This is a genomic window from Georgenia sp. 311, assembly GCF_006151955.1.
Taxonomy (GTDB): Bacteria; Actinomycetota; Actinomycetes; order Actinomycetales; family Actinomycetaceae; genus Oceanitalea; species Oceanitalea wutianyii.
The window spans coordinates 36,434-59,335 of the sequence record NZ_VDFS01000043.1 but is presented as its reverse complement, the minus strand read 5'-3'; the positions used below and the strand labels follow the sequence as shown (position 1 = coordinate 59,335).

Here is a 22,902-nt window from a genome sequence, read left to right as displayed (position 1 = left end):
CCTTCGTGCTATCGCTGGACTCGTGCGCTGCCGCCGGTGGCGAGCTTGACGACGTCGTCCTTGGTGACCATCGAGGTGTCTCCCGGGGTCGTCATCGCGAGGGCGCCGTGGGCCGCGCCGTACTCTACTGCGGTGGCCAGCGGCTCGCCGGTGATGAGGCCGTAGACCAGGCCGGAGGCGAAGGAGTCCCCTCCGCCCACCCGGTCGAGGATCTCCAGCCGCTCGCGGTGGGTGGCCTGGGCGAAGCCCTCGTCCTTGGACCAGGCGATCGCGCCCCAGTCGTTGACCGTCGCGGTGTGCACGCTGCGCATCGTCGTGCCGATGACCTCGAAGTTCGGGTAGGCCGCCTGCACGTTCTCGATCATCGCCCGGAAGCTCGCGACGTCGAGGTCGGTGAGGTTCTCGTCCACACCCTCGACCTCGAAGCCGAGGGAGGCGGTGAAGTCCTCCTCGTTGCCGATCATCACGTCGATGTGGTGGGCGATCTCCCGGTTGACCTCCTGCGCCCTGGCCTGCCCGCCGATGTCCTTCCACAGCGAGGGCCGGTAGTTGAGGTCGTAGGACACGACCGTGCCGTGCCTCTTGGCTGCCTGGACCGCAGCGAGCACGACCTGTGCCGAGGTGTCGGACAGCGCCGCGAAGATCCCGCCGGTGTGCAGCCAGCGGACGCCCAGCTCACCGAACACGTGGTCCCAGTCGACGTCCTCCGCGCGCAGCTGCGAGGCAGCCGTGTGACCGCGGTCCGAGACCCCCACCGCGCCGCGCACGCCGAAGCCGCGCTCGGTGAAGTTCAGCCCGTTGCGCACCGAGCGGCCGATCCCGTCGGAGGGCACCCACCGGATGAGGGAGGTGTCCACGCCGCCGGTGAGGATGAAGTCCTCGACCAGGCGGCCCACCTCGTTGTCCGCGAGCGCCGTGACCACCCCGGCGCGCAGCCCGAACGCCCGGCGCAGGCCGCGGGCGACGTTGTACTCCCCGCCGCCCTCCCACACCCGGAAGCTGCGGGCGGTGCGGATGCGGCCCTCCCCCGGGTCGAGCCGCAGCATCACCTCACCGAGGGACAGCACGTCGTACCGGCACTCGGCGGCGTCACGGATCTGCAGGGTCACGAAGGTCTCCTCGCGGTGGGGTACGGGCGGTCAGCGGGTGAGGGCGACGGCGTCCGCGACCATCGCCGCGACGTCGTCGAAACGGCCGGCGGCGATGAGGTCCCGGGGGACCATCCAGCTGCCGCCGACGGCGGTGACGGCCGGCAGGGCGAGGTACTCGGCGAGGTTGGCCGGTCCGATGCCGCCGGTGGGCACGAAGCGCACGCCGCCGAACGGGGCGGACAGCGCCTTGATCGCCGCGGCGCCGCCCGAGGTCTCCGCGGGGAAGAACTTCACCGTGCTGATGCCGGCCTCGAGGGCGGCCTGGACCTCCGTGGCGGTGACGGCGCCGGGCAGGGCGAGCACGCCGCGCGCGGCACAGCGCTCGACGACGGCGCGGGAGAACCCGGGCGAGACGACGTAGCGCGCGCCGGCGTCGACGGCCTCGTCGACCTGGGCCGGGGTGAGGACGGTCCCGGCACCGACGAGCACCCGGCCGTCCTTCGCCATCTCCGCGATCGCCGCGGCGGCGGCCGCCGTGCGGAAGGTGACCTCGGCGACCGGCAGACCGCCCTCGGCGAGGGCGCCCGCGAGCGGGCGGGCGTGTGCGGCGTCGTCGAGGACGACAACCGGAACCAGCCGCGCGGCTGCGAGCGCCTCGAGCGTCTCGGACATCCCCGAACCCCTGTCCCCGCGCCGTGCGCGGTGTCTCGTCACTGAGTCGCGGCGGGTGGCGCCGCGTTCGTGTTTCCGTTCCGGACACTAACAGAAAGCGCTTCCCGCAGGAAGGTCGCGACCGCCTGGACGTCCCCTCCCCGCCCACACTCCTGCGCCGAGCGCTGGATTCTGCACGCCCCCCACCGCAACCCCCACCCCCTTCCCGCCGAGGGCTGGATCACGCACTGCCGAGGCGTGCGCGATCCAGCGCTCGGTGGGAGGTGGGGCGGGGGAAGGAAGGAGGGAGGGCGGGCCGCTCGAGCTGCGGCCCGCCCTCCCTGTGACGGGTCAGCGGGTGCGGATCGTCGTGACGTCCAGACCCGGGAGGTAGCCGTGGTCGCCGCTGTAGACGGCGGTGACCAGCGTCGTGCCGCGGACCGGCGGGAGCTGGATCTCGGCGGTACCGCCCTCGTCGAGCGGCACGGTGCCCACGACCCGGAAGCCGGCCGTCACCGTGACGCTCCCGGTGGGCACCGGGTCCTCGCCGCGGCCCGTGACGTCGACCGTGATCTCCGGGGAGCTGCCCCCGGGCACCCGCGACTCGGCGTCGATGTCCACCCGGGCGAGCGCGGGCAGGACCACGTAGGTCACCGCCCGGCTCTCGGAGGGCTCGAACGCGTCGCCGCCCACGAAGACCGCGGTGAGCCGGTGCGAGCCGGCGGGCAGGTCACGCGGCAGCGGCACGGAGGCCGTGCCGTCGGCCCCGAGCTCACCGGAGGCGATCGTCTCGCCCCCGGCCCGGATCTCCACGGTGCCCGACGGCGTGGCACCCTCGCTCGCGACGGTCACCTCGGCCGTGGCCTCGCGCCCGTAGACGGACAGCTGACGCGGGAGGTCGAGCCGTGTCGTCGTCGGGGCGGCCTCGACGGCGGCCGGGACGGAGACGACGAGGTCGCGCATGCTCCCGGTGTTGTCGAAGGAGCCGAACCCGATCCTGCCGCCGTCGAAGGTCGTGTCGGTCGCCGTCATGAGCGGGGTGTCGTCCCCGTCGACCCACACGGCGATCTCACCGGTGCCGGCGCAGTGGGTCACGCGCACGTCGTGCCACTCCTCGTCGGTGATGGCCGGAGGTGCACCGATCGACCCGTCCCACTGGTGGTCGATGCGCTCCCGGTCCTTGTTGTCCACCTTGAAGATGCCGTTGTGCGCGTAGATCGCGTTGTCCTGCGAGATGTGCGCGTAGTAGTACTCGGTGTCGGACTGCCACCCGAAGACGATGATGATGTCCCGGTTGTTCACCGACGACGGCGCGTCGAGCCGGACGTTCGCGTCGATCTGCACCGACTCGAACTCGTGACCGTCGAGGACGGCGTACTCGAACGGACGGCGGATGCCGTCGTTCGGGTTGTCGCCGACCTCCTTGAGGATGATCTGGTCACCCGGCAGGTCCCACTTGGCGGGGGTGCGCGGTGCCCAGTTCTCCGCCGCCATGAGGTCGGTCATCGACTCGTCGAACTCGCACGACGGCGAGGGCGGCGGCTCGACCGGCTCGACGCCGTACGTCGCGTACAGGCTCCGCATCTGCTCGGCCGTGGGCGCCATGTCGAGGAACATGAGGTCGTCCATGCGACCGTGGAACGGGTTCCGCTCCGCGGTGTTCTGCGGGAAGCTGCCGCCGATCTTGATGCCCGTGGGCACGGTGTCGGAGGTCGGGCCCGAGCCCCACGGGTTCGCCGCGGTGTACTCGCCCTCGAGCTCCTCACCGTTCATGTAGAGCTTCATCTCACCGCCCACGTAGTCGAAGCTCGCGGCAAGGTGGACCCAGGTGTTCTGGGCGAGGATCTCGTCCCACGGCTTGTCGGCCGCGAAGGTCCACGAGCTGCCGTCGTCGAGCCGGCGGCCGAGGGCGACGAGCTTGAGCTCGTCGCCCACCTGGATGACCTCGAGCAGGGCGCGCACGCCGTGGCCGTCGGAGTTGCCCGACAGGACACCGGCGAGGCCGATGGCGTTGAAGCGGTCGTCCGGGTTGGTCGTCTCGCTGTTGAGGGCGGGCAGCTCACCGGTGCGCTTGAACCAGCCCATGACGGTGATCGCCTCGGCGCCGGCGAGGGCCTCGAGGGAGTCGACGCCCGCCGGGTCGTAGACCCCGGCCTTCCAGTCGTTGTTGCCGCGGACGGCGGGGCTCAGCTGCTGGGTCTGCAGCGCCCGTCCGGCGCCGGGGTAGGCGGCGTCGGCCACACGCTGGAGCGCGCCGCCGTTGACGAGCTCGATGTCGGTACCGGAGAAGCCCTGGTCGTCCTCCCAGGCGGGGTTGCCCGCGACGGGGTTGTCGAAGGTGTAGCGGGCGACGAGGTTGTTCGGCGGCAGCTCGACGGCGCCGGTGACCCGCCAGACCTTCCCGTCGGCCTTGGAGACGAGGTACAGCTCGCCGTCGGCGTCGGCCCCGAAGCGCAGGTCGACGCGGCGGTCACCGACGAGCTCCTGGAAGGTCGTCTCCTCGCCCTCGTGGAACACGCGCAGCTCGGAGATGGTGGCGAGGTCCTCGAGGTCGCCGTCGTTGCGGACCATCTCGTCCGCCTCGGTCGACAGGACGAAGCCGCGGACGATGTCGGTGAAGAGGTACTTGCCGCGCAGCTCCTCGATCTCTCCGCGGTAGACGTAGCCGCCGTTGACGGCCACGCCCGCGTCACCGGTCTGGCCGGGGTCGCGGTTGTGGTCGTACGCGGCGACCGGGTAGGTGAAGCCGTACTCGGCGTCGTCCTCGGGCAGCGGGAAGATCTGGCGACCCTCGGCGAGGAACGGACCCTCGCGGACCGACCAGCCGAAGTTGTCACCGGGCTCGACCTCGTAGATCGACTCGACCTGCCACTCACCGATGTGCCCGAGGTACATCTTCCCGGTCTCGGTGTCCCAGCTGATGCGGTGGGGGTCGCGCATGCCCACGGCGTAGATCTCCGGCAGCGCGCCGTCCTCGTCGAGGAAGGGGTTGTCGGCGGGGATGCCGTACTCCCCGTTCGCGCTGTTGTCGCCCATCGGGTCGATGCGGAAGATCTTGCCCTGCGGCGTCGCGAGGTCCTGCGGGTTGTCGTTGCCCACGCCGTTGCCACCGTCGCCGACGAGGATGTAGAGGTTGCCGTAGTCGGCGTCGCCCGGCTCGGCGGTCCAGTTGAAGGCGATCTGCTGGACGGTGTGGACGCGGCCACCGAAGGGGACGCGCATCATCTCGCGGCTCGTGCCCTCGAAGGTCTCCGCGGCGGGGTCGGTGGCGGTCCACTCCGTGATGACGCTGTGGAAGCCGGTGGTCCCGAACGCCGGGAAGTCGGGGGTGTCCTCGGTGAGCGCGGTGCCCGACTCCGTGTGGACGGTGTAGAAGATGCCGTTCTCGGCGAACTCCGGGTGGAACTCGACGAAACCGAACCCGGTGCCGAGGCCGGCGTGGTTGTGGAAGTTGTCGATGAACGCGTCACGGACGTTGAGGTAGGCGGTGTGCTCGCCGGAGTCCTTGTCGACCATGTAGAGGATGTCGTTCATGTCCGGGACGGCGAGCCGGCCGGAGCCGTCGGGCACCTCGTCGAGGTGGGTGATGCGGTTGTGCCGGATCAGGCGCTGGTCCTGGGTCTCGGGGGTCGTCTGCGACGCGGGCAGCTGGACCAGCTCCTCGACCTCGATGCCGAGGGTCGACAGCTCCGGGTCGGGCAGCGGGTTGAGCAGCGGCTCGGGGGCGACGTCGGCCGTCTCGCAGTCCGCGACGTTGCCGGTGGGGATGTCGAGGTTGACGCCGCTGGTGTCCACGGCGACGTCGTCGAGCATGATCCGGCCCGTGTTCGGGGAGCCGTTGATCCAGAAGAAGCGGTCGAGCGGGCCGTCGACGGCGGCACGGAAGCCGAAGGTCTCCTCGGCGCCCGCGGGCAGGCGGGTCTGCTCCTCGTACGGGCCGCCCTGGCTGTAGACCGCGACCTCGTCGGTCTCGTTGTCGGCGACGAGCCAGACGCACTGCCACACGTCCTCGGCCCACGTGCCGGCGGTGGCGAAGGCGCCGCCGTCACGGACGAGCAGGGTGTCGTTGTTCTGGTTGTTGACGTAGGCCCGACTGTGGGCGAAGTCCGAGGGGTTGTCGCTGTCCGTGACTCCGAAGGACGTGTCGACGCTGCCGTCGCGCCGGATGCGGAAGAACACCGTGCCGGTCTCGCCGTCCTCGATGGCGGCCACGGCCCGGTGGGCGCGCTGGTTCGGGCCGCTGAGCTCGAGGGCGCGGTTGTTCTGGTTGACCGGGTCGAGGATGACGGCGGCGGCGCCGGTCGCCGTCCAGCCGTCCTGGCCGTCGAGGGCCCCGGTCGTGTAGCTCTCGAAGCCGAGGAGTTCGGTGAACCCGGGCTCCTCGGTCTGTGCACCGGCCGGGGCCGTCAGCAGCGTCGCGCACATCGCGATGCCTGTGGCCGCCGCCGTCACCGCCCTACGCCTGATGGGTTGCCGCTGCGACGTCATCGTCACGCTCCTTCGTTGGTAAGCGCTTTCTCTGGCAACCAACCACGCTAGTCCCGCGCCAGCGCGCGGAGCATCCTGCGAAAGCGGGGCGCGCGCTCTCCTGCGAAAGAAGGACGAAACGGGCGTGATGGCGGCTCAGGCCACCGTCGTCCCGAAGGCGAGCCCGAGGACGTAGGTGACCGCGGCAGCCCCGTAGCCGATGGCCAGCTGGCGCAGTGCCCGCCTGAGCGGGGGCGCGCCGGACAGCACGCCGACCACAGCGCCGGTGAGCAGCAGCGCGAGCCCGACGACGGCGGCGGCGACGAGCACCGCCGTCGTCCCGGAGAGCCCGAACACCCACGGCAGAACGGGCAGCAGGGCACCGGAGGCGAAGAAGAAGAAGCTGGAGACGGCAGCCGACAGGCCGGTGCCGATCTCCTCGAACTCCGACTCCGGATGCTCCGCGTGCCGCAGGGCCGGTGCGGAGAGCACCTCCCGCGCGTGGGCCTGCGCCTCCTCGGCGTTCATCCCGCGGGCGCGGTAGACGAGGGCGAGCTCGTTGGCGTCGACGTCGAGGTGCGGGATCGCCTCCGCGGTGGACGGGTCGGGCCGGGAGGCCTCGAGCAGCTCGCGCTGCGAGCGCACGGACACGTACTCACCGGCGCCCATCGACAACGCCCCGGCGAGCAGGCCGGCGATGCCGGTGAAGAGCACGGTCTGGCCGGAGACGCCGGTCGCCCCGATGCCGAGGACGAGCGCGAGGTTGGACACGAGGCCGTCGTTCGCGCCGAACACCCCGGCGCGGAACATGCCGGACATGCGGCTGCGGCCGCGGGTGGCGAGGGAGCGGACGACCTCGCCGTGGATCTGCTCGTCGGCCGCCATCGCCGAGGTGGCGTCCTCGTCGGCGGCGTAGGAGGAGCGCGCCTCGGCGCGCTGGGCGAGCGCGAGGACGAACACACCACCGAAGCGGCGGGCGAGCCAGCCGAGCACCCGGGTGCGCAGCGCGCCGCGCCGGGGGTAGCCGACGTGTTCCCCGAGCAGCGTCCGCCAGTGCTCCTCGTGGCGCCCCTCGGCCTCGGCGAGCTCGAGCAGGATCGCCCGCTCCTCCCCCGTCCGGCGGCTGGCGAGGTCGCGGTAGACGGCTGCCTCGGCGCGCTCGTCGGCGAGGTAGCGGCGCCATCGGCGGATCTGGGCGCGCGTGGGCGCGGGGCGGTCGTTCACCCCCATAGCCAAACAGGCTTCCCCGACATGGGGAAACGAGGAACGCCTACCCGGCGACGGACGTTTCGGGCACCCTCACTCGGTGGATGCGGGCGACGAGCTCGACGACGGCGAGCGCCTCGCGCGGGTCGACGGGCAGCGGCCCTCCCTCGAGGAGCGCCGTCGCGAGCAGGTCGTAGAACCGCGGGTAGCGGCCCGGCTCGCACGCCACCGGCTCGGTGCCGTCGCCCGTGCCGAGCAGCGCCGGCGGCTCCTGCCCGTAGTCGGCCGCCGACGGCGCGAGCCCGGCCGCCAGCTGGGCCTCCTGGACGTCCGGCGCCGTCTTGACGAACGCGGCGCGCGAGCCGAGGACGCGCATCCGGTCCCCGGTCAGTGTCGCCGTCGTGCTCATCGTCAGGTGCGAGCGCACCCCGGAGCGGTGACGCAGCGAGACGAAGGCGTCGTCGTCCGCGCCGCCGCGGTGGGCCGAGAGCTCGGCGTGCACCTCGTCGACCGGCCCGAAGAGGACGAGCGCCTGGTCGATGAGGTGGGAGCCGAGGTCGAAGAGCACACCGCCTCCCTCACGCCACGTCGCCGCGGCCTTCCACGGCTTGGTCTCGGCCGTCTTCCAGCGCTCGAGCCGGGACTCGAAGCGCCACACCTCCCCCAGCGCCCCCTCCGCGAGCAGCCGCTGAACGGTGAGCAGCTCGCTGTCCCACCGGCGGTTGTGGAAGACCGTGAGCGGACGCCCGAGCGCCTCGGCCCGCTCGACGAGCGCGCGCCCCTCGGCGGGGTCGGGGCACATCGGCTTGTCGAGGACGACGGCGCAGCCCGCCTCGAGCGCCGCCGTCGCCGCCGCCACGTGGGTGGCCGGCGGCGAGGCGACGACGACGAGGTCCGGCCCGGTCGCGAGCGCCGCCGCGAGGTCGGGGACCACCCGCGCCTGCGGGTGCAGGCGGGCCGCCGCGGCCGCGCGACCGGCGTCCGAGGTGACGATCACCTCGAGCCGGTACCGCGCGTCGTCGGCGAGGAGCGGGCCGTGGAAGACCTGCCCTGCGTGGCCGAAGCCGACGAGGGCGGTGCGGATCGCGCTCAGATCTCGGGCTGAGGAGGCGTGGGGGGCATCTGGGAGCCGCCACCGGAGCCTGCGGACGGGGCGGACGAGGAGCTCGTCGAGCCGTTCGTGCCGTTGATCCGGCTCTTCACCGTGCCGGTCACCTTGTCGGTGACGGCGGAGGCCTGGTCGCGGGCGACCTGGCCCACCTTCTCCTCGACCTTGTGCACGCCCGACTGCACGCGGGGGTTCTCCCACACCTGCTGGCTCGCGGACTTGATCTTCTCGAACTGCTGCCGACCTGCGCGAGCACCGAGCAGGTAACCGACCCCGGCTCCGACGAAGAACGAGAGCTTGCCCATGAAACGTCCACCTCCGTATGTGATGAGGGGCATCACCCTACGGTGACCTGGGCCACCGCGCACGGGCACGACCGCCCGGGAACGGGGGGAATGACTAGGATCGCGGGGTGAGTACCGAGCAGACCGCCGACGCCGCCGCCGCAGACGCGCTGGCCGAGTCCACCTCCGACGCCTCTCTCGAGCGCACGACCCGCCGCTCCCAGCAGATCGAGGCGGAGATCGACGCGGACCCCTCGCAGTTCCGCGTCCTCACCGGGGACCGGCCCACCGGCCACCTCCACCTCGGCCACTACTTCGGGACCCTGGCCAACCGGGTGGCGCTGCAGAACCGTGGCGTGGAGACCTGGGTGCTCATCGCCGACTACCAGGTCATCACCGACCGCGACGCCGTCGGGGAGATCGAGGAGCGGGTGCTCTCGCTCGTCGCGGACTACCTCGCGATCGGGATCGACCCGGAGCGCTCGACGGTCTTCTCCCACTCCGCGGTGCCGGCGCTCAACCAGCTCATGCTGCCGTTCCTCTCCCTCGTCACCGACGCCGAGCTGCGCCGCAACCCGACCGTCAAGGCGGAGTACGAGGCGAGCGGCGGGCGTCCGATGTCCGGGCTGCTGCTCACCTACCCGGTCCACCAGGCCGCCGACATCCTCTTCTGCAAGGCCAACCTCGTGCCGGTCGGCAAGGACCAGCTCCCGCACCTCGAGCAGGCCCGCGTCATCGCCCGCCGCTTCGACGAGCGCTACGGGCGCGTGCAGCCCGACCGCCCCGTCTTCCCCGCCCCCGAGGCCCTCCTGTCCGCTGCGACGCTCCTGCTCGGCACGGACGGGCAGAAGATGAGCAAGTCGAAGGGCAACACCATCGAGATCGGGATGGACGCCGACACCACCGCCAAGCGGCTGAAGAAGGCGGTCACCGACTCCGACCGGCACATCACCTACGACCCCGCCGGGCGCCCCGAGGTCTCCAACCTCGTCCTGCTCGCCGCGCTCGCCAGCGGGCGCGACCCGCACGAGGTCGCTGCCGAGATCGGCGACGGCGGTGGCGGCGCGCTGAAGAAGGCGGTGACCGAGGCGGTCAACGAGCACTTCGCCCCGATCCGTGCCCGCCGCGCCGAGCTCCTCGCCGAGCCGGGCTACCTGCGCCAGGTGCTCGCCGAGGGCAACGCCCGCGCGAACGAGGTCGCCGCGGCCACGCTCGCCGAGGTCCAGACGGCGCTGGGGATGGTCTACTCCTGAACCCGGCGGCGCACGACCGTGCGCGCTCGGCGCTGTCCACCTAGCCTCGGGTGCATGAGCGAGCACCGGAAGGACCGCCCGCTGGACGTCGTCGTCTACGGCGCGAGCGGCTTCGTCGGCCGTCTCGTCGCCGAGTACCTCGCGCGGCACGCCCCCGGCCGGCGAGTCGCCCTCGCCGGGCGCTCCCGCGAGCGGCTCGAGGCGGTGCGTGCCGGGCTGGGTGAGCACGCGGCCGACTGGCAGGTCCTCACCGCCGACGCCGAGGACGACGCCGCGCTGGCGGACCTCGCCGCCTCCACGCGCGTCGTCGCGACGACCGTCGGGCCCTACACGCGCCACGGCCTGCCGCTCGTGCGGGCGTGCGCGGAGGCGGGCACGCACTACGCCGACCTCGCCGGGGAGGTGCTCTTCCTGCGCGAGAGCGCCCACCGCTTCCACGAGACCGCGCGCGGCACCGGGGCGCGCATCGTCCACTCGTGCGGGTTCGACTCGGTGCCCTCGGACCTGTCCGTCCTCCTCACCGCGCTCCACGCCCGGGCCGACGCCGCGGGCGGGCTGCGCGAGGTCACGCTCGCCGTGCGCGAGATCGCGGGCGGCGTGAGCGGGGGGACGATCGACTCGATGCGGGTCCAGGCGGACGCCGCCCGGGACCCGGAGGCCCGGCGCGTCCTCGCCGACCCCTACGCGCTGCTGCCCGACGGCGTCGCCCCACCCGCCGTCGACCAGCACGTGCCCGCGCGGGCCTTCCGCGACCTGCTCACCGGGACCTGGGTGGCGCCCTTCCCGATGGCGGCGTTCAACACCCGGGTGGTCCACCGCAGCAACGCGCTCGCCGGCTGGGCCTACGGGCGCGACCTGCGCTACCGCGAGGTCATCGACCTCGGGCCCGGCCCGCGCGGGGAGCGGCGGGCGCGCGCCCTCGCCCTGGGCACGGGGGCGGCGGCCGCCGCGATGACCCTGCCGCCCACCCGCTGGCTGGCCGACCGGCTGCTGCCCGCTCCCGGTGAGGGACCCGACGAGGAGACGCGCCTGTCGGGCCACTTCCGCGTCGAGACCCTCGCCCGCACGACCACCGGCGCCCGCTACCGCACTGTCTTCGCCGCCCAGGGCGACCCGGGGTACGCGGCGACCGCCGTCATGCTCGGGGAGTCGGCTCTCGCGCTCGCCACCGACGAGAGCCGGCTGCCCGACGGCGGCGGCGTGCTCACCCCCGCCACGGCCCTCGGCCCGGTCCTTGCCGACCGGCTCGTGCGCGCCGGGTTCCAGATCACCACCGAGCGCCTGGAAGGGGCGCCGGCCTAGAGCCGCGCCCGCACGCGCCCCGCCGCCGCGACGAGGCGGCGCAGCGCGGGCTCGACCTCCTCGTAACGCCGCGTCTTGAGGCCGCAGTCGGGGTTGACCCACAGCAGCCGCGGGTGGACCGACTCGGCCGCGAGCCCGACGAGCTCGGCGACCTCGTCCTCGCTCGGCACCCGCGGGGAGTGGATGTCGTAGACACCGGGCCCGACGCCGCGGGCGAACCCCGCGGCGTGCAGCTCGGGCAGCACCTCCATCCGGGAGCGGGCGGCCTCGATGCTCGTGACGTCGGCGTCGAGCGCGTCGATCGCGTCGATGACGTCCCCGAACTCCGAGTAGCACAGGTGGGTGTGGACCTGGGTGCGCAGGCCGGCGACGGCGGTGGCGATGCGGAACGCGCGCACCGACCAGTCGAGGTAGGCGGGCCGGTGCTCCGCGCGCAGGGGCAGCAGCTCGCGCAGGGCGGGCTCGTCGACCTGGATGATGCCGATGCCGGCGGCCTCGAGGTCGGCCACCTCCTCCCGCAGCGCGAGCGCCACCTGGGCGGCGGTGTCCGCCGGCGGCTGGTCGTCGCGGACGAAGGACCAGGCGAGGATCGTCACCGGTCCGGTGAGCATGCCCTTGACAGGCTTGTCGGTGAGCGAGGCGGCGTACCGGGTCCACTCGACGGTGATGGGCGCGGGACGCGCGACGTCGCCCCAGAGGATGGAGGGCCGGGTGCACCGCGTCCCGTAGGACTGCACCCACCCGTGCTCGGTGGCCGCGAACCCCTCGAGCTGCTCGGCGAAGTACTGGACCATGTCGTTGCGCTCGGGCTCGCCGTGGACGAGCACGTCCAGGCCGAGCTCCTCCTGCAGCCGCACCACCCGCTCGATCTCCGCGCGCATCGCCGCGGTGTACTCCTCCTCCGAGAGGTCGCCGGCGCGGTGACGGGCGCGGGCGCTGCGGATCTCGGAGGTCTGGGGGAAGGAGCCGATCGTCGTCGTCGGCAGCGGCGGGAGGTCGAGCACCTCGGCCTGCGCGGCGGCCCGCTCGGCGAAGTCCGCCCGGGTCACGTCCTCCTCACCGATCGCGGCCACGCGCCGGCGGACGTCCTCCCGACGCACACCGGGGTGCTCGAAGCGGGAGCGGCGGCGGTCGGCGGCCGTGCGGAACGCCTCGCTCGCGGCGCCGGGGCCGCCGGTGAGGGCGGTCGCCAGGGCAAGCACCTCCTCGACCTTCTGGTCGGCGAAGGCGAGCCAGCTGCGCAGCTGGGGGTCCAGCGCGCGCTCCGCCCCGACGTCGTAGGGGACGTGCTGCAGGGAGGTCGACGTCGTGACGCACAGCCGTCCGTCGCGCGCCGCGCCGTCGGGCAGCCCCGCCTCGAGCTCCCGGAGACGGGCGAGCGCGGCGTCGAGGTCGGTGCGCCAGACGTTGCGCCCGTCGACCGCCCCGGCGACGACGACAGCGTCCCCGAGCTGCGCGAGCACCTCGGGCGAGGGCGCGGCGCCCCGGACGAGGTCGAGGCCGACGGCCTCGACGCCGGCCCGGGCGAGCACCGGCAGGGCGTCCTCCGCGGAGCCGTAGGGGACCGGGACGAACAGCGCGGGCCGCTCGGGGCGGGTCGTCTCGGTGGCGAGCACGGCGTAGGCGCGCTCGGCGGCGGCGAGCACCCGCTCGCGCGGGACATCCCAGTCCACGGCGAGCGCGGGCTCGTCGAGCTGCACCCACGGCGCCCCGGCCCTGCCGAGCGAGCGCAGCAGCTCGACATAGACGGGCAGGAGGTCCTCGAGCCGGTCGAGCGGGGTGAAGCCCGCGGGCGGCGCGGTCGCGGGAGCGGCGCCCTCACCGTGCTGCTCCCCCACCGCCTTGCTCAGCAGGAGGAACGTCACCGGCCCGACGACGACGGGGCGCGTGGTCACGCCCTCCGTGGCGCCCTCGAGGAAGAGCCGCAGGACGCGGTCGTCGGCGAGGCGGAACTCGGTGCGCGGGCCGATCTCCGGCACGAGGTAGTGGTAGTTCGTGTCGAACCACTTCGTCATCTCCAGCGGCGCGACGTCGCCCTCGCCCCGGGCCAGGGTGAAGTAGCCGGGCAGGTCGAGGGCGCCGTCCTCGTCGAGGAGGTGGGCGAAGCGCGGCGGGACCGCACCGAGCGTGACGGCGGCGTCGAGCACCTGGTCGTAGTAGGAGAAGTCGCTCGGGATGGACGCGTCGTCCGGCGCCAGGCCGAGGTCGACGAGCCGGGTCCGCTGGGAGCGGCGCTGCTCGGCGGCCTGCGCCTCGAGGTCGTCGAGCTCGCTGTGCCCCGCCCAGAAGGCCTCGACGACGCGCTTGAGCTCGCGGCGCGGCCCGATCCTCGGGTACCCGAGGATCGTGGCGGCGGGCAGCTGGGGCGCGGTGCGGTCGGTCATCGGGTCGTCCTCGTGATCGGTCGGGTGTGGGCGAGTGGTCGGCGAAGTCGCTCGACGACGTCGAGCGCGGGCCGGTACTGATTGAAGGTGAACACGTGCAGACCAGGTGCGCCAGCGGCGATGACGCCCTCGGCGAGCCGCACGGTCGCGGCGACGCCGACGCGGTGGCGCTCCTCGTCGTCGGGGGCCGCGGCGAGGAGGTCCAGGACGTCGTCCGGCACGGGCACCCCGGTGAGGGCCGCGAGCCGGGTGAGCCGGCGCGGCTCGGTCAGCGGGATGATCCCGGCGACGACGGGCAGGTGGACCCCGGCGGCCCGCGCCTCGGCGACGAGGTCGGCGTAGGCGGCCGGGTCGTAGAACACCTGGGTGATCGCGTAGTCCGCGCCGGCCTCCTGCTTCTCCAGGAGCGCGGCGACGTCCTGGGCGCGGGTGTGGGACGTGCCCGCCGGGTAGGCGGCGACGGCGATGCTCAGCCCGCGGCCGCCCAGGCGCTCCCGCTCGACGTCGCGGATGAGCGCGACGAGCTGGCTCGACCGGCTGAGGCCGCCCGGGCGGGTGGCGGGGCGCCCGTCGGGCGGGTCGCCACGCAGCGCGAGGAAGTCGCGCACGCCGTCGTCGACGATCTCGCGCACGAGCTGCCGGAGCTCCTCCCGGGTGCTGTCGACGCAGGTGAGGTGGGCGATCGGGGTCACCGAGGTCTCGGCGAGGATCCGCTGCACGAGCTGCCGGGAGGCGTCCCGTGCAGAGCCGGACGCACCGTAGGTGACGGAGAAGAAGTCCGGCGCGGCTGCAGCCAGGCGCTCGACGGTCTCCCACGCGGCGGCCGCAGCGGCCGGCGTGCGCGGCGGGTAGAGCTCGAAGGACACGGTCGGTCGGCCACGCGGCACGGTCAGCAGGCTAGCGGTGCTCAAGGAGACTCTCCCATCGGACCTGGCGGAAGCACCCGCACCCGTGGACCGGGGGGTTGCTGCGGCGTCGACGAGCCAGGACTCTCGACCGCTCTGGATGGTGGTGCGATCGTGCTGGTGCCGTCGTGACCTGGGCAAAGACCATCCGGGATGCGAGACCACAGGAGGGCCCGGGCGGGCGCGGTGAGACGGGGCCGCCCGTCGTACAGAACTCCGCTCTCGCGCAGAAGTCGGCTCTCGCGAGGAGGTCCTCAACCTTTCCCCCGCCGACAGCCGAGTTGCGCGCGACAGCGGAGTTGCTCGCGACAGCCGAGTTGCGCGCGACAGCGGAGTTGTGCGCGAGGGTGCGGCTACCTCGGGGAGAGCTGCGCGACGACGGCGCGGTGGTCGCTGTCACCGACGTCGAGCACGGCGGCGGCGTCGACGACGTACCGGTCGCCGTCGAGCAGGATGTGGTCGATGGGGGCGCCGACGAGCCGGGGCAGGTGCGCCGGCCACGTCGCGAGCCCGCCGACACCACCCTCGGTCGACGCGTCGACGCAGGTGCCGATGTCCCGCATGGGCTCGTGGTCGAGCGTCGCGTTGAAGTCCCCGGCGACGATGACGTCGGACTCGCTGCGGCACGCCTCGGTCACGGCGTGCAGGTCGGCCCGCCACCGCTCCATCGCCCGGCCGGGCGCGTGCGGGCTGATGGGGTGGACGGCGAGGAACGTGGGGCCTTCGCCGTCGACCGGCTCGGCACGCACCGCGCCGTGCGACGTCGCCGGCGGGTCGGCCTCCGCGTACTCCCCGAGGTCAGCGCTCACGAGGAGCGCGGTCGAGCTCGACTCCCACTTCCCGGTCTGCCGGGCGAACACCTGGAACGGCGTCCCCGTGCTCGCCGTCAGTTCCTCGGCGACGAGTCGCGCGCTGGCCGCGGAGGTCTCCGGCAGGGCGAGCACGTCCGCGCCCGTCCCCAGCGCGGCCGCGGCCACCTGCTGGGGCGTCGCGCCGCCCCCGAGGGTGTTGAGGGTGAACACGGTGACGGCACCGGCGGGCGCCTCGGGGAGCGGGTCGTCCGTCAGGCCCCGGTCCCACAGGACGAGCCCGTGCCCGAGCCCGACCGCGAGGAACGCAAGTGCGAGGACGGCACCCCGCGGCCGCCGTCGTCCGCGGAGCGCGGCGAGCAGGACACCGAGCAGCAGGACGCCGCCGAGCACCACGAAACCGGCCACGAGGTAGGGACGCATGGCGATCGCCTGGGTGACCGGGAGCCGGGTGGACAGCCCGAGGCGCGCCGGGTCGAGCGTGAGCGCGGCGGCGGCGACGAGGGCGAGGGTCACCACCCAGCCGAGGAGCTTGAACACCGCGCCATTGTCACCCGGCAGGCACTCCCGGGGCGCCGTCCTCCCACCCCCCTCACCCGGCGCGCACAACTCCCGCACTCCTCCTCGCCCGGACGGGACCGTTCATCGGGAGGAAACCCGGATGACCGGGCCCGCCCGATCGGCGAGAATGGTCGACCGTGAGCACGGAGCCGGGCGCGGAGCACGCAGACAACGCGTCCGCCGGGGAGCGCGCCGCGGCCGTGCAGCGCGGCGAGGGCCGCCGCGGCAAGCGTCGGCGCGGGTCTGGCCAGGGCCGCTCCGGCCGGTCCGGACGTCCGGCCGGGCACCGCGGCTACTCGCCCGAGCAGCTGGCCGCCCGACGCGCCGCCGTCCCGCACATCACCTACCCGGAGCAGCTGCCGGTCTCGGCACGCCGCGAGGAGATCGCCGCGGCCATCCGCGACCACCAGGTCGTCATCGTCGCCGGTGAGACCGGCTCGGGGAAGACGACCCAGCTGCCCAAGATCTGCCTCGAGCTCGGCCGCGGGGTCGAGGGCACCATCGGGCACACCCAGCCGCGCCGGATCGCCGCCCGCACCGTGGCCGAGCGCATCGCCGAGGAGCTCGGCGTCCCGCTCGGCGGCGCCGTCGGCTACCAGGTGCGCTTCACCGACGAGGTCGGCCCGACGACGCTCGTCAAGCTCATGACCGACGGCATCCTCCTCGCCGAGATCCAGCGCGACCCGCTGCTGCGTCGCTACGACACGATCATCGTCGACGAGGCCCACGAGCGGTCCCTCAACATCGACTTCATCCTCGGCTACCTCGCCCGGCTGCTCCCGCAGCGTCCCGACCTCAAGGTCGTCATCACCTCCGCGACCATCGACTCCGCCCGCTTCGCCGCCCACTTCGGCCGCGACGGCGAGGACGGCGAGCGCGTCCCGGCGCCCGTCGTCGAGGTCTCCGGGCGGACCTACCCGGTCGAGGTCCGCTACCGGCCGCTCGTCCCCGACACCGAGGACGACTCCCCCGCCCCCGAGGAGGAGCTCGACCAGCCGACGGCGATCTGCCGCGCGGTCGACGAGCTCATGACCGAGGGCCCGGGCGACATCCTCGTCTTCCTCTCCGGCGAGCGGGAGATCCGGGACACCGAGGTCGCCCTCGCCGAGCACCTCGGCCCGCGGTACGCCGGCCGGGCCGCGCCCGGACGGCCCGGCGTCGTCGAGGTCGTCCCGCTGTACGCGCGGCTCTCCGCCGCCGAGCAGCACCGGGTGTTCGAGCCGCACCAGCTCCGCCGCGTGGTCCTCGCGACGAACGTGGCCGAGACCTCGCTGACCGTGCCCGGCATCCGCTACGTCGTCGACCCGGGCACCGCCCGGATCTCGCGCTACTCCAACCGCACGAAGGTCCAGCGGCTGCCGATCGAGCCGGTCTCCCAGGCGAGCGCGAACCAGCGCGCCGGACGCTGCGGCCGCGTGGCCGACGGCATCGCGATCCGGCTGTACTCCCGCGCCGACTACGACTCGCGACCGGAGTACACCGAGCCCGAGATCCTGCGCACCTCCCTCGCCGCGGTCATCCTCCAGATGGCGGCGCTCGGGCTCGGCGACGTCGAGGGCTTCCCGTTCGTCGACCAGCCCGACACGCGGTCCGTGCGCGACGGCGTCCAGCTCCTCGTCGAGATCGGCGCGCTCGACCCGGACGACGCCGGCGGTCCCCGGCTCACCCCGGTCGGCCGTCAGCTCGCCCGGCTGCCGATCGACCCGCGGCTGGGCCGGATGCTCCTCGAGGCACAGACGAACGGCTGCGCCGCGGAGGTCATGGTCATCGTCGCCGCCCTGTCGGTGCAGGACGTGCGCGAGCGGCCCGCCGAGCACCAGCAGGCCGCCGACGCCAAGCACCGCCGGTTCACCGACCCCACGTCCGACTTCCTCGCCTACCTCAACCTCTGGCGCTACCTGCGGATCCAGCAGCGCGACCTGTCCGGCTCGGCGTTCCGCCGGATGTGCCGGGCGGAGTTCCTCAACTACCTGCGGGTGCGGGAGTGGCAGGACGTCGTCGCCCAGCTGCGTCAGCTCGCCAAGCCGCTCGGGCTGTCCATGCACCCGATCGCCCTGCCGCACGCGGACGAGGTGGGCGAGGACCCGGCCGCCGCCGCCGTCACCGCGGGCCGCTCCGCGGACGCCGCGAGCGCCGACGCGATCCACCAGTCCCTGCTCGTCGGGCTGCTGTCCAACCTCGGCAGCTACGACGAGCGACGCCGCGAGTACGCCGGCGCCCGGGGCACCCGGTTCGTCGTGTGGCCCGGGTCCGGCCTGGCGAAGAAGACCTACGACTGGGTGATGGCCGCCGAGCTCGTCGAGACCTCCCGCCTCTTCGCCCGGACGGTCGCGCACATCAAGCCGTCGTGGGTGGAGCCGGCCGCGGCGCACCTCGTGAAGAAGGTCTACTCCGAGCCCTACTGGTCCGCCCGGCAGGGCGCGGCGATGGTCCACGAGAAGGTGCTCCTCTACGGGATGACGCTCGTCGCGGACCGCACGGTGCCCCTCTCCCGCGTGGGGACCGACGCGGCGCGCGCCCTGGCCCGCGAGCTGTTCATCCGCCACGCGCTCGTCGAGGGCGAGTGGCGCACCCACCACAAGTTCTGGGCGCGCAACAAGGAGCTCCTCGCCGAGGCCGAGGAGCTGGAGAACCGCACCCGACGCCGGGACCTCGTCATCGACGAGAACGGCATCTACGACTTCTACGACGAGCGCCTGCCCGAGTCCGTCGTCAGTGCCCGGCACTTCGACTCGTGGTGGAAGAAGCGCCGCCACGAGGAGCCGGAGCTGCTCGACTTCACCCGCGAGCTCCTCTTCGGCGGGGAGCCGGACGTCTCCTCCGGCGACTTCCCGGACACGTGGAGGCAGGGCGACCTCACCCTGCCGCTCACCTACCAGTTCGAGCCCGGCACGGCCGCCGACGGCGTCACCGTCCACGTCCCGGTCGCCGTCCTCGGGAGGCTGCGCGCCGACGGGTTCGACTGGCTGGTCCCCGGCCTGCTGCCCGACCTCGCCGTCGCGACGATCCGCTCGCTGCCGAAGAAGGTGCGCGTCCAGCTCGTCCCGGCTCCCGACGTCGCCCGGGAGGTGCTCAAGCTGCTGCCGCAGTGGTCGGACGTCGCGCCGGCGCCGTTCGGGGCGCCGTCCTTCCGCGAGGCCTTCTCCGCCGCCGTCGCCATGGCGCGCGGCGTCGAGATCCCCGACGACGCGTGGGACGAGGAGAAGCTGCCCTCCCACCTGCGGATGACGTTCCGCGTCCTGGACGACAAGGGCACCGTGCTCGGGGAGAGCACGTCGCTGCCGATGCTCCAGCGGCGGCTCGCGGCACAGACCCAGGCCGCGGTGCGCAGCGCCGTCAAGGGCGCGGTCGCCCTCGCGCTGGAGGAGGCCCGCGAGCAGTCCGGCGGCGGGCGGCTGCCTGCGGGCGGTCCGGCGCCGACCGGCGGCGAGACGGTGGTCGAGGGCGCCGCCGCCGGGGCCGCGCGGCCGGTGGCGGCGGGGATCACCGAGGAGCACGGGCTCAGCACGTGGCCGGCCGTCGGGACCATCCCCGCGCAGGTCGAGTCGACCGGGCCGCACGGCCTGCTCGTGCGCGGGTACCCGGCGCTCGTCGAGGTGCGCGCCGAGCGCGGGAAGCCGCCGCGGGTGGACCTCCTCGTCCTCGCCGACTCCGGCGAGCAGGCGCGCGACCACCGTCGCGGCGTCCGGCGGCTGCTGCTCACCGAGACGGCGCTGTCCACCTCGCGTGTGACGACGCGGTGGACGGGCCGCGAGGCGCTCACCCTCGCCGCAAGCCCGTACCGGGACACCGGGTCGCTCGTCGCCGACGTCCAGCTCGCCGCCGTCACGGCGCTGGCCGACGAGTGGGTCGCGGCCCACGGCGGTCGCGAGCCGATGGACGCCGCCCGCTACGCCGAGCTGCGCGACGCCGTCCGCGCCGGGCTGGAGGACCGGGTGTACCGGATCGTCGGGCAGGTGGTGGCGGTGCTCGACGCGCACCGTGAGCTCGAGGCGACGGTCAAGGACGCGACGTCGATGTTCCTCCTCAACACGCTCACCGACGTCAAGGACCAGGCCTCACGGCTGGTCTACGACGGCTTCGTCTCGCGCACCCCGGCCGACCGGCTGGCCCACCTGCCGCGCTACCTGCGCGCGGCGCAGCGGCGCGTGCAGCGCGCCCAGGACAACGTCCACCAGGACGCCAACCTGGCCTGGCGCGTGGGCGAGCTGGAGGAGGAGTACGAGGCCGCGGCGTCGGCCGCGCGCCACGCCACCGCCGACGCGGCCCGGCAGGCGATCCTGGAGGAGGTGCGCTGGCTGATCGAGGAGCTGCGCGTGAGCTTCTTCGCCCAGCAGCTCGGCACCCCGGTCAAGGTGAGCGAGAAGCGCATCCGCAAGCTCCTCGCCACCGCCTGACGCAGCCACGTTCCCCGGCCCCACCCTCACCCACCCGCCGAGGTCGCACCTTCCCGTCAGTGGTCGCCGGTTCGTTCAGCGGGACTCGGAGGAGAACGTGCGAACTCGGCGGCGGGCGAAGGCCGGGCGAGCGGCGGGAGCGACCTGGAGGGCGAGGGCGGCGGGCGTGCGCTAGGGGCGCCAGCGGGTGGTGACGAGGGACAGGGCGGCGGCGACGTCGGCGCGGCGCTGGTCGTCATCGCGGGCGGTGGTCGCCACGCCGTAGATCATCCGCAGGGCGAGGGCGACGGCCTCGACCCCGATGTCGGGGGCTGTCAGGCCGGCGGCCCGGGCGCGCTCGAGGGGCCCGGTGAGGATCTCGGCCAGCTGGCGGTCGCCCTGGTAGTCCGTGACGACGCCGCGCGCGCCGACGACGAGCTCGACGAACCCCACCGACTCGACCATGAGCTCGACCATCCGCGCGACGACCCGTTCGAAGGCGTCGGGCGCCTCGTCCTCGGCGAGCGCCGTGAGCTCGGCGAAGTTCTCCTCGAAGACGGCGAACGCGAGGTCCAGGCGGCTCGGGAAGTGGCGGTAGAGCACGCCCTGCCCCACGCCGGCCTCACGGGCGATGGCGCTCAGGGGGACGTTGTACCCCTTGTCGGCGAAGAGTTCGCGTGCCGCCCTGAGCAGCGCGCGCCGGTTGTCGGCGGCCGCCGCAGGACCTCTGTTGCCTCCGCGGGCGGCGAGCGTCATGCTCATGATCATAGGAACCGGACAACTCTGTCCGGTATCTGTCCCACTGGAGGGAGCAGAGATGACCGAATTTGACCAGACCTACGACGTCGTCGTCGTCGGCAGCGGTGCCGCGGGCATGGTGACGGCGCTGGGAGCGGCCGACAAGGGCCTGCGCGTCCTCATCCTCGAGAGCACGGGCGCGTGGGGCGGCAACACCGCGATGTCCGGCGGAGGCATGTGGCTGCCCAACAACCCGCTCATGCGCCGCGACCGTGCAGGGGACTCACGCGAGGAGGCGCTGGAGTACCTCGAGGCGACGATCGGCGACGAGGGCCGCGCGACGAGCCGCGAGCGCAAGGAGGCCTTCGTCGACGGCGTCGCGGACTTCGTCGACACGGCGACGAAGTACGGCATCGAGCTCGTCCGCGCGCCCGACTACGCCGACTACTACCCCGAGCTGCCCGGCGGCAAGATCGGCCGCGGCCTCGAGGTCAAGCCCTTCGACGTCAAGCGCATCGGGGACTGGTGGAAGACCAACCAGTCGCCGATCCCGCTGCCCGCCAAGACCGACGACGTGTGGCTGCTCGGCCGTGCCTGGTCCACCCCGGGCGGTTTCGTCCGCGGCGCCCAGTTCGTCTTCCGCGCCCTCGGCGGCATCGTCACGGGCAAGAAGCTCGCCGGGATCGGCTCCGGCTGGACGGCCGCGTTCCTCGACGTCGTCGTCCAGAAGCTCGGCGCGGACCTGTGGCTGAGCGCCCCGCTCGAGGACCTCGTCATCGAGGACGACCGCGTCGTCGGTGTCCGGACGACGCGCGACGGCAAGGCGCTGACGATCCGCGCGACGCACGGCGTCATGCTCGCCGCCGGCGGCTTCGACCACAACGTCGAGTGGCGCCGCAAGTACCACGGCATCGACGGCGCCCCCTCCGGCGCCCGCGGCAACCTCGGCGGCGCGATCGACATCGCCGCACGCCACGGAGCGGCGCTCGAGCTCATGGACGACGCCTGGTGGGGAGCCTCGATCGAGGCACTGCCCGGCGGGTCGCCGTCCTTCATCGTGGGCGAGCGGTCCATGCCCTACTCGATCATCGTCGACTCCACCGGCGAACGGATCGCCAACGAGTCCGAGTCCTACGTCGACCTCGGGCACCACATGCTCGAGCACGACAAGGACGGCCCGTACTGGATGGTCACCGACGTCCGGCACGCCCGCCGCTACCTGCGCACCTACGCCTTGGACCCGCGGGCGAACAAGAAGATGCAGGAGGCCGGGATCATGGTCAAGGCCGACACCCTCGAGGAGCTCGCCGAGAAGCTCGGCGTCGACAAGGCCCGCTTCGCCGAGACGATCGTGCGTTTCAACGGCTTCGCGCGCTCCGGCGTCGACGGCGACTTCGGCCGCGGCAACTCGGCCTACGACCGCTACTACAGCGACCCGACCGTACGCCCCAACCCCAACCTCGGCCCCATCGAGAAGGGCCCCTTCACGGCCTTCAAGCTCGTCGTCGGGGACCTCGGCACCAAGGGTGGTGTGGTGACCGACGCCGACGCGCGGGCGCTGCGCGAGGACGGCTCGGTCATCGAGGGCCTCTACTCAGCGGGCAACAACTCCGCCTCGGTCATGGGGCGCACGTACCCCGGGCCCGGCTCGACCATCGGCCCGGCCGCCGTCTTCGGGATGCGCGCCGCCCGCCACATGGCGAAGGTCGGCGTGACGACGACGGCGACGGCGACGGCGACGGCGACGGCGACCACCGTGCGCTAGTC

The 22,902-nt window shown here is 73.4% G+C and carries 14 protein-coding genes and 1 riboswitch; of the genes, 4 read left to right on the top strand and 10 right to left on the bottom strand.

The window, feature by feature from the left end:
* Positions 1–8: 8 nt before the first annotated feature.
* From FHE66_RS08900 to FHE66_RS15510, 6 genes are all read right to left on the bottom strand, one after another.
* A complete protein-coding gene (locus FHE66_RS08900) occupies positions 9–1,109 on the bottom strand; it encodes a sugar kinase (RefSeq protein WP_139072608.1) in 1,101 nt (366 codons plus the stop codon).
* A 30-nt stretch (positions 1,110–1,139) separates the two neighbouring features.
* Positions 1,140–1,763, bottom strand: coding sequence for a bifunctional 4-hydroxy-2-oxoglutarate aldolase/2-dehydro-3-deoxy-phosphogluconate aldolase (eda, locus tag FHE66_RS08895; RefSeq protein WP_139072607.1), 624 nt, complete (start codon positions 1,761–1,763; stop codon positions 1,140–1,142).
* Between the two features lie 330 nt (positions 1,764–2,093).
* On the bottom strand, positions 2,094–6,167 hold the full coding sequence (locus FHE66_RS15515) for an Ig-like domain repeat protein (protein WP_176554718.1): 4,074 nt from the start codon (positions 6,165–6,167) through the stop codon (positions 2,094–2,096).
* Positions 6,168–6,365: 198 nt separating this feature from the next.
* Entirely contained in the window at positions 6,366–7,439 is a 1,074-nt protein-coding gene (locus tag FHE66_RS08875) for a VIT1/CCC1 transporter family protein (RefSeq protein WP_139072606.1), read from the bottom strand.
* Positions 7,440–7,479: 40 nt separating this feature from the next.
* Positions 7,480–8,499, bottom strand: coding sequence for a Gfo/Idh/MocA family oxidoreductase (locus FHE66_RS08870; RefSeq protein WP_369692761.1), 1,020 nt, complete (start codon positions 8,497–8,499; stop codon positions 7,480–7,482).
* 5 nt (positions 8,500–8,504) lie between these two features.
* Positions 8,505–8,828, bottom strand: coding sequence for a YtxH domain-containing protein (locus FHE66_RS15510; RefSeq protein WP_176554716.1), 324 nt, complete (start codon positions 8,826–8,828; stop codon positions 8,505–8,507).
* A 149-nt stretch (positions 8,829–8,977) separates the two neighbouring features.
* Between FHE66_RS15510 and trpS the strand changes: the two genes are divergently transcribed.
* Both trpS and FHE66_RS08855 read left to right on the top strand, forming a co-directional pair.
* Positions 8,978–10,060, top strand: a complete 1,083-nt coding sequence (gene trpS / locus FHE66_RS08860) for a tryptophan--tRNA ligase (protein ID WP_218013672.1) — start codon at positions 8,978–8,980, stop codon at positions 10,058–10,060.
* Positions 10,061–10,114: 54 nt separating this feature from the next.
* Complete coding sequence (locus FHE66_RS08855; RefSeq protein ID WP_139072604.1) at positions 10,115–11,362, top strand: trans-acting enoyl reductase family protein; 1,248 nt, start codon at positions 10,115–10,117, stop codon at positions 11,360–11,362.
* Here the strand turns inward: FHE66_RS08855 and metE are convergent.
* The 3 genes from metE to FHE66_RS08840 all read right to left on the bottom strand — a co-directional run bounded on the left by metE (position 11,359) and on the right by FHE66_RS08840 (position 16,000).
* Positions 11,359–13,746 carry a 5-methyltetrahydropteroyltriglutamate--homocysteine S-methyltransferase gene (metE, locus tag FHE66_RS08850; RefSeq protein ID WP_139072603.1) on the bottom strand — a complete coding sequence of 796 codons (2,388 nt, stop codon included), beginning with the start codon at positions 13,744–13,746 and terminating at the stop codon, positions 11,359–11,361. The genes FHE66_RS08855 and metE overlap by 4 nt on opposite strands.
* Entirely contained in the window at positions 13,743–14,657 is a 915-nt protein-coding gene (locus FHE66_RS08845) for a methylenetetrahydrofolate reductase (protein ID WP_218013667.1), read from the bottom strand. The genes metE and FHE66_RS08845 overlap by 4 nt, the downstream gene beginning before the upstream one ends.
* Before the next feature lie 7 nt (positions 14,658–14,664).
* Positions 14,665–14,758, bottom strand: a riboswitch (SAM riboswitch).
* A 246-nt stretch (positions 14,759–15,004) separates the two neighbouring features.
* On the bottom strand, positions 15,005–16,000 hold the full coding sequence (locus FHE66_RS08840) for an endonuclease/exonuclease/phosphatase family protein (RefSeq protein ID WP_139072602.1): 996 nt from the start codon (positions 15,998–16,000) through the stop codon (positions 15,005–15,007).
* Positions 16,001–16,329: 329 nt separating this feature from the next.
* Between FHE66_RS08840 and hrpA the strand changes: the two genes are divergently transcribed.
* Positions 16,330–20,418 carry an ATP-dependent RNA helicase HrpA gene (gene hrpA / locus FHE66_RS08835; RefSeq protein WP_255303665.1) on the top strand — a complete coding sequence of 1,363 codons (4,089 nt, stop codon included), beginning with the start codon at positions 16,330–16,332 and terminating at the stop codon, positions 20,416–20,418.
* Between the two features lie 171 nt (positions 20,419–20,589).
* On the opposite strand, the gene FHE66_RS08830 is transcribed toward hrpA, so the two are convergent.
* Positions 20,590–21,153, bottom strand: coding sequence for a TetR/AcrR family transcriptional regulator (locus FHE66_RS08830; RefSeq protein WP_139072600.1), 564 nt, complete (start codon positions 21,151–21,153; stop codon positions 20,590–20,592).
* 61 nt (positions 21,154–21,214) lie between these two features.
* Here FHE66_RS08830 and FHE66_RS08825 point away from each other — a divergent pair, with 61 nt between their 5' ends.
* Positions 21,215–22,900, top strand: a complete 1,686-nt coding sequence (locus tag FHE66_RS08825; RefSeq protein ID WP_139072599.1) for an FAD-dependent oxidoreductase — start codon at positions 21,215–21,217, stop codon at positions 22,898–22,900.
* Positions 22,901–22,902: the final 2 nt, after the last annotated feature.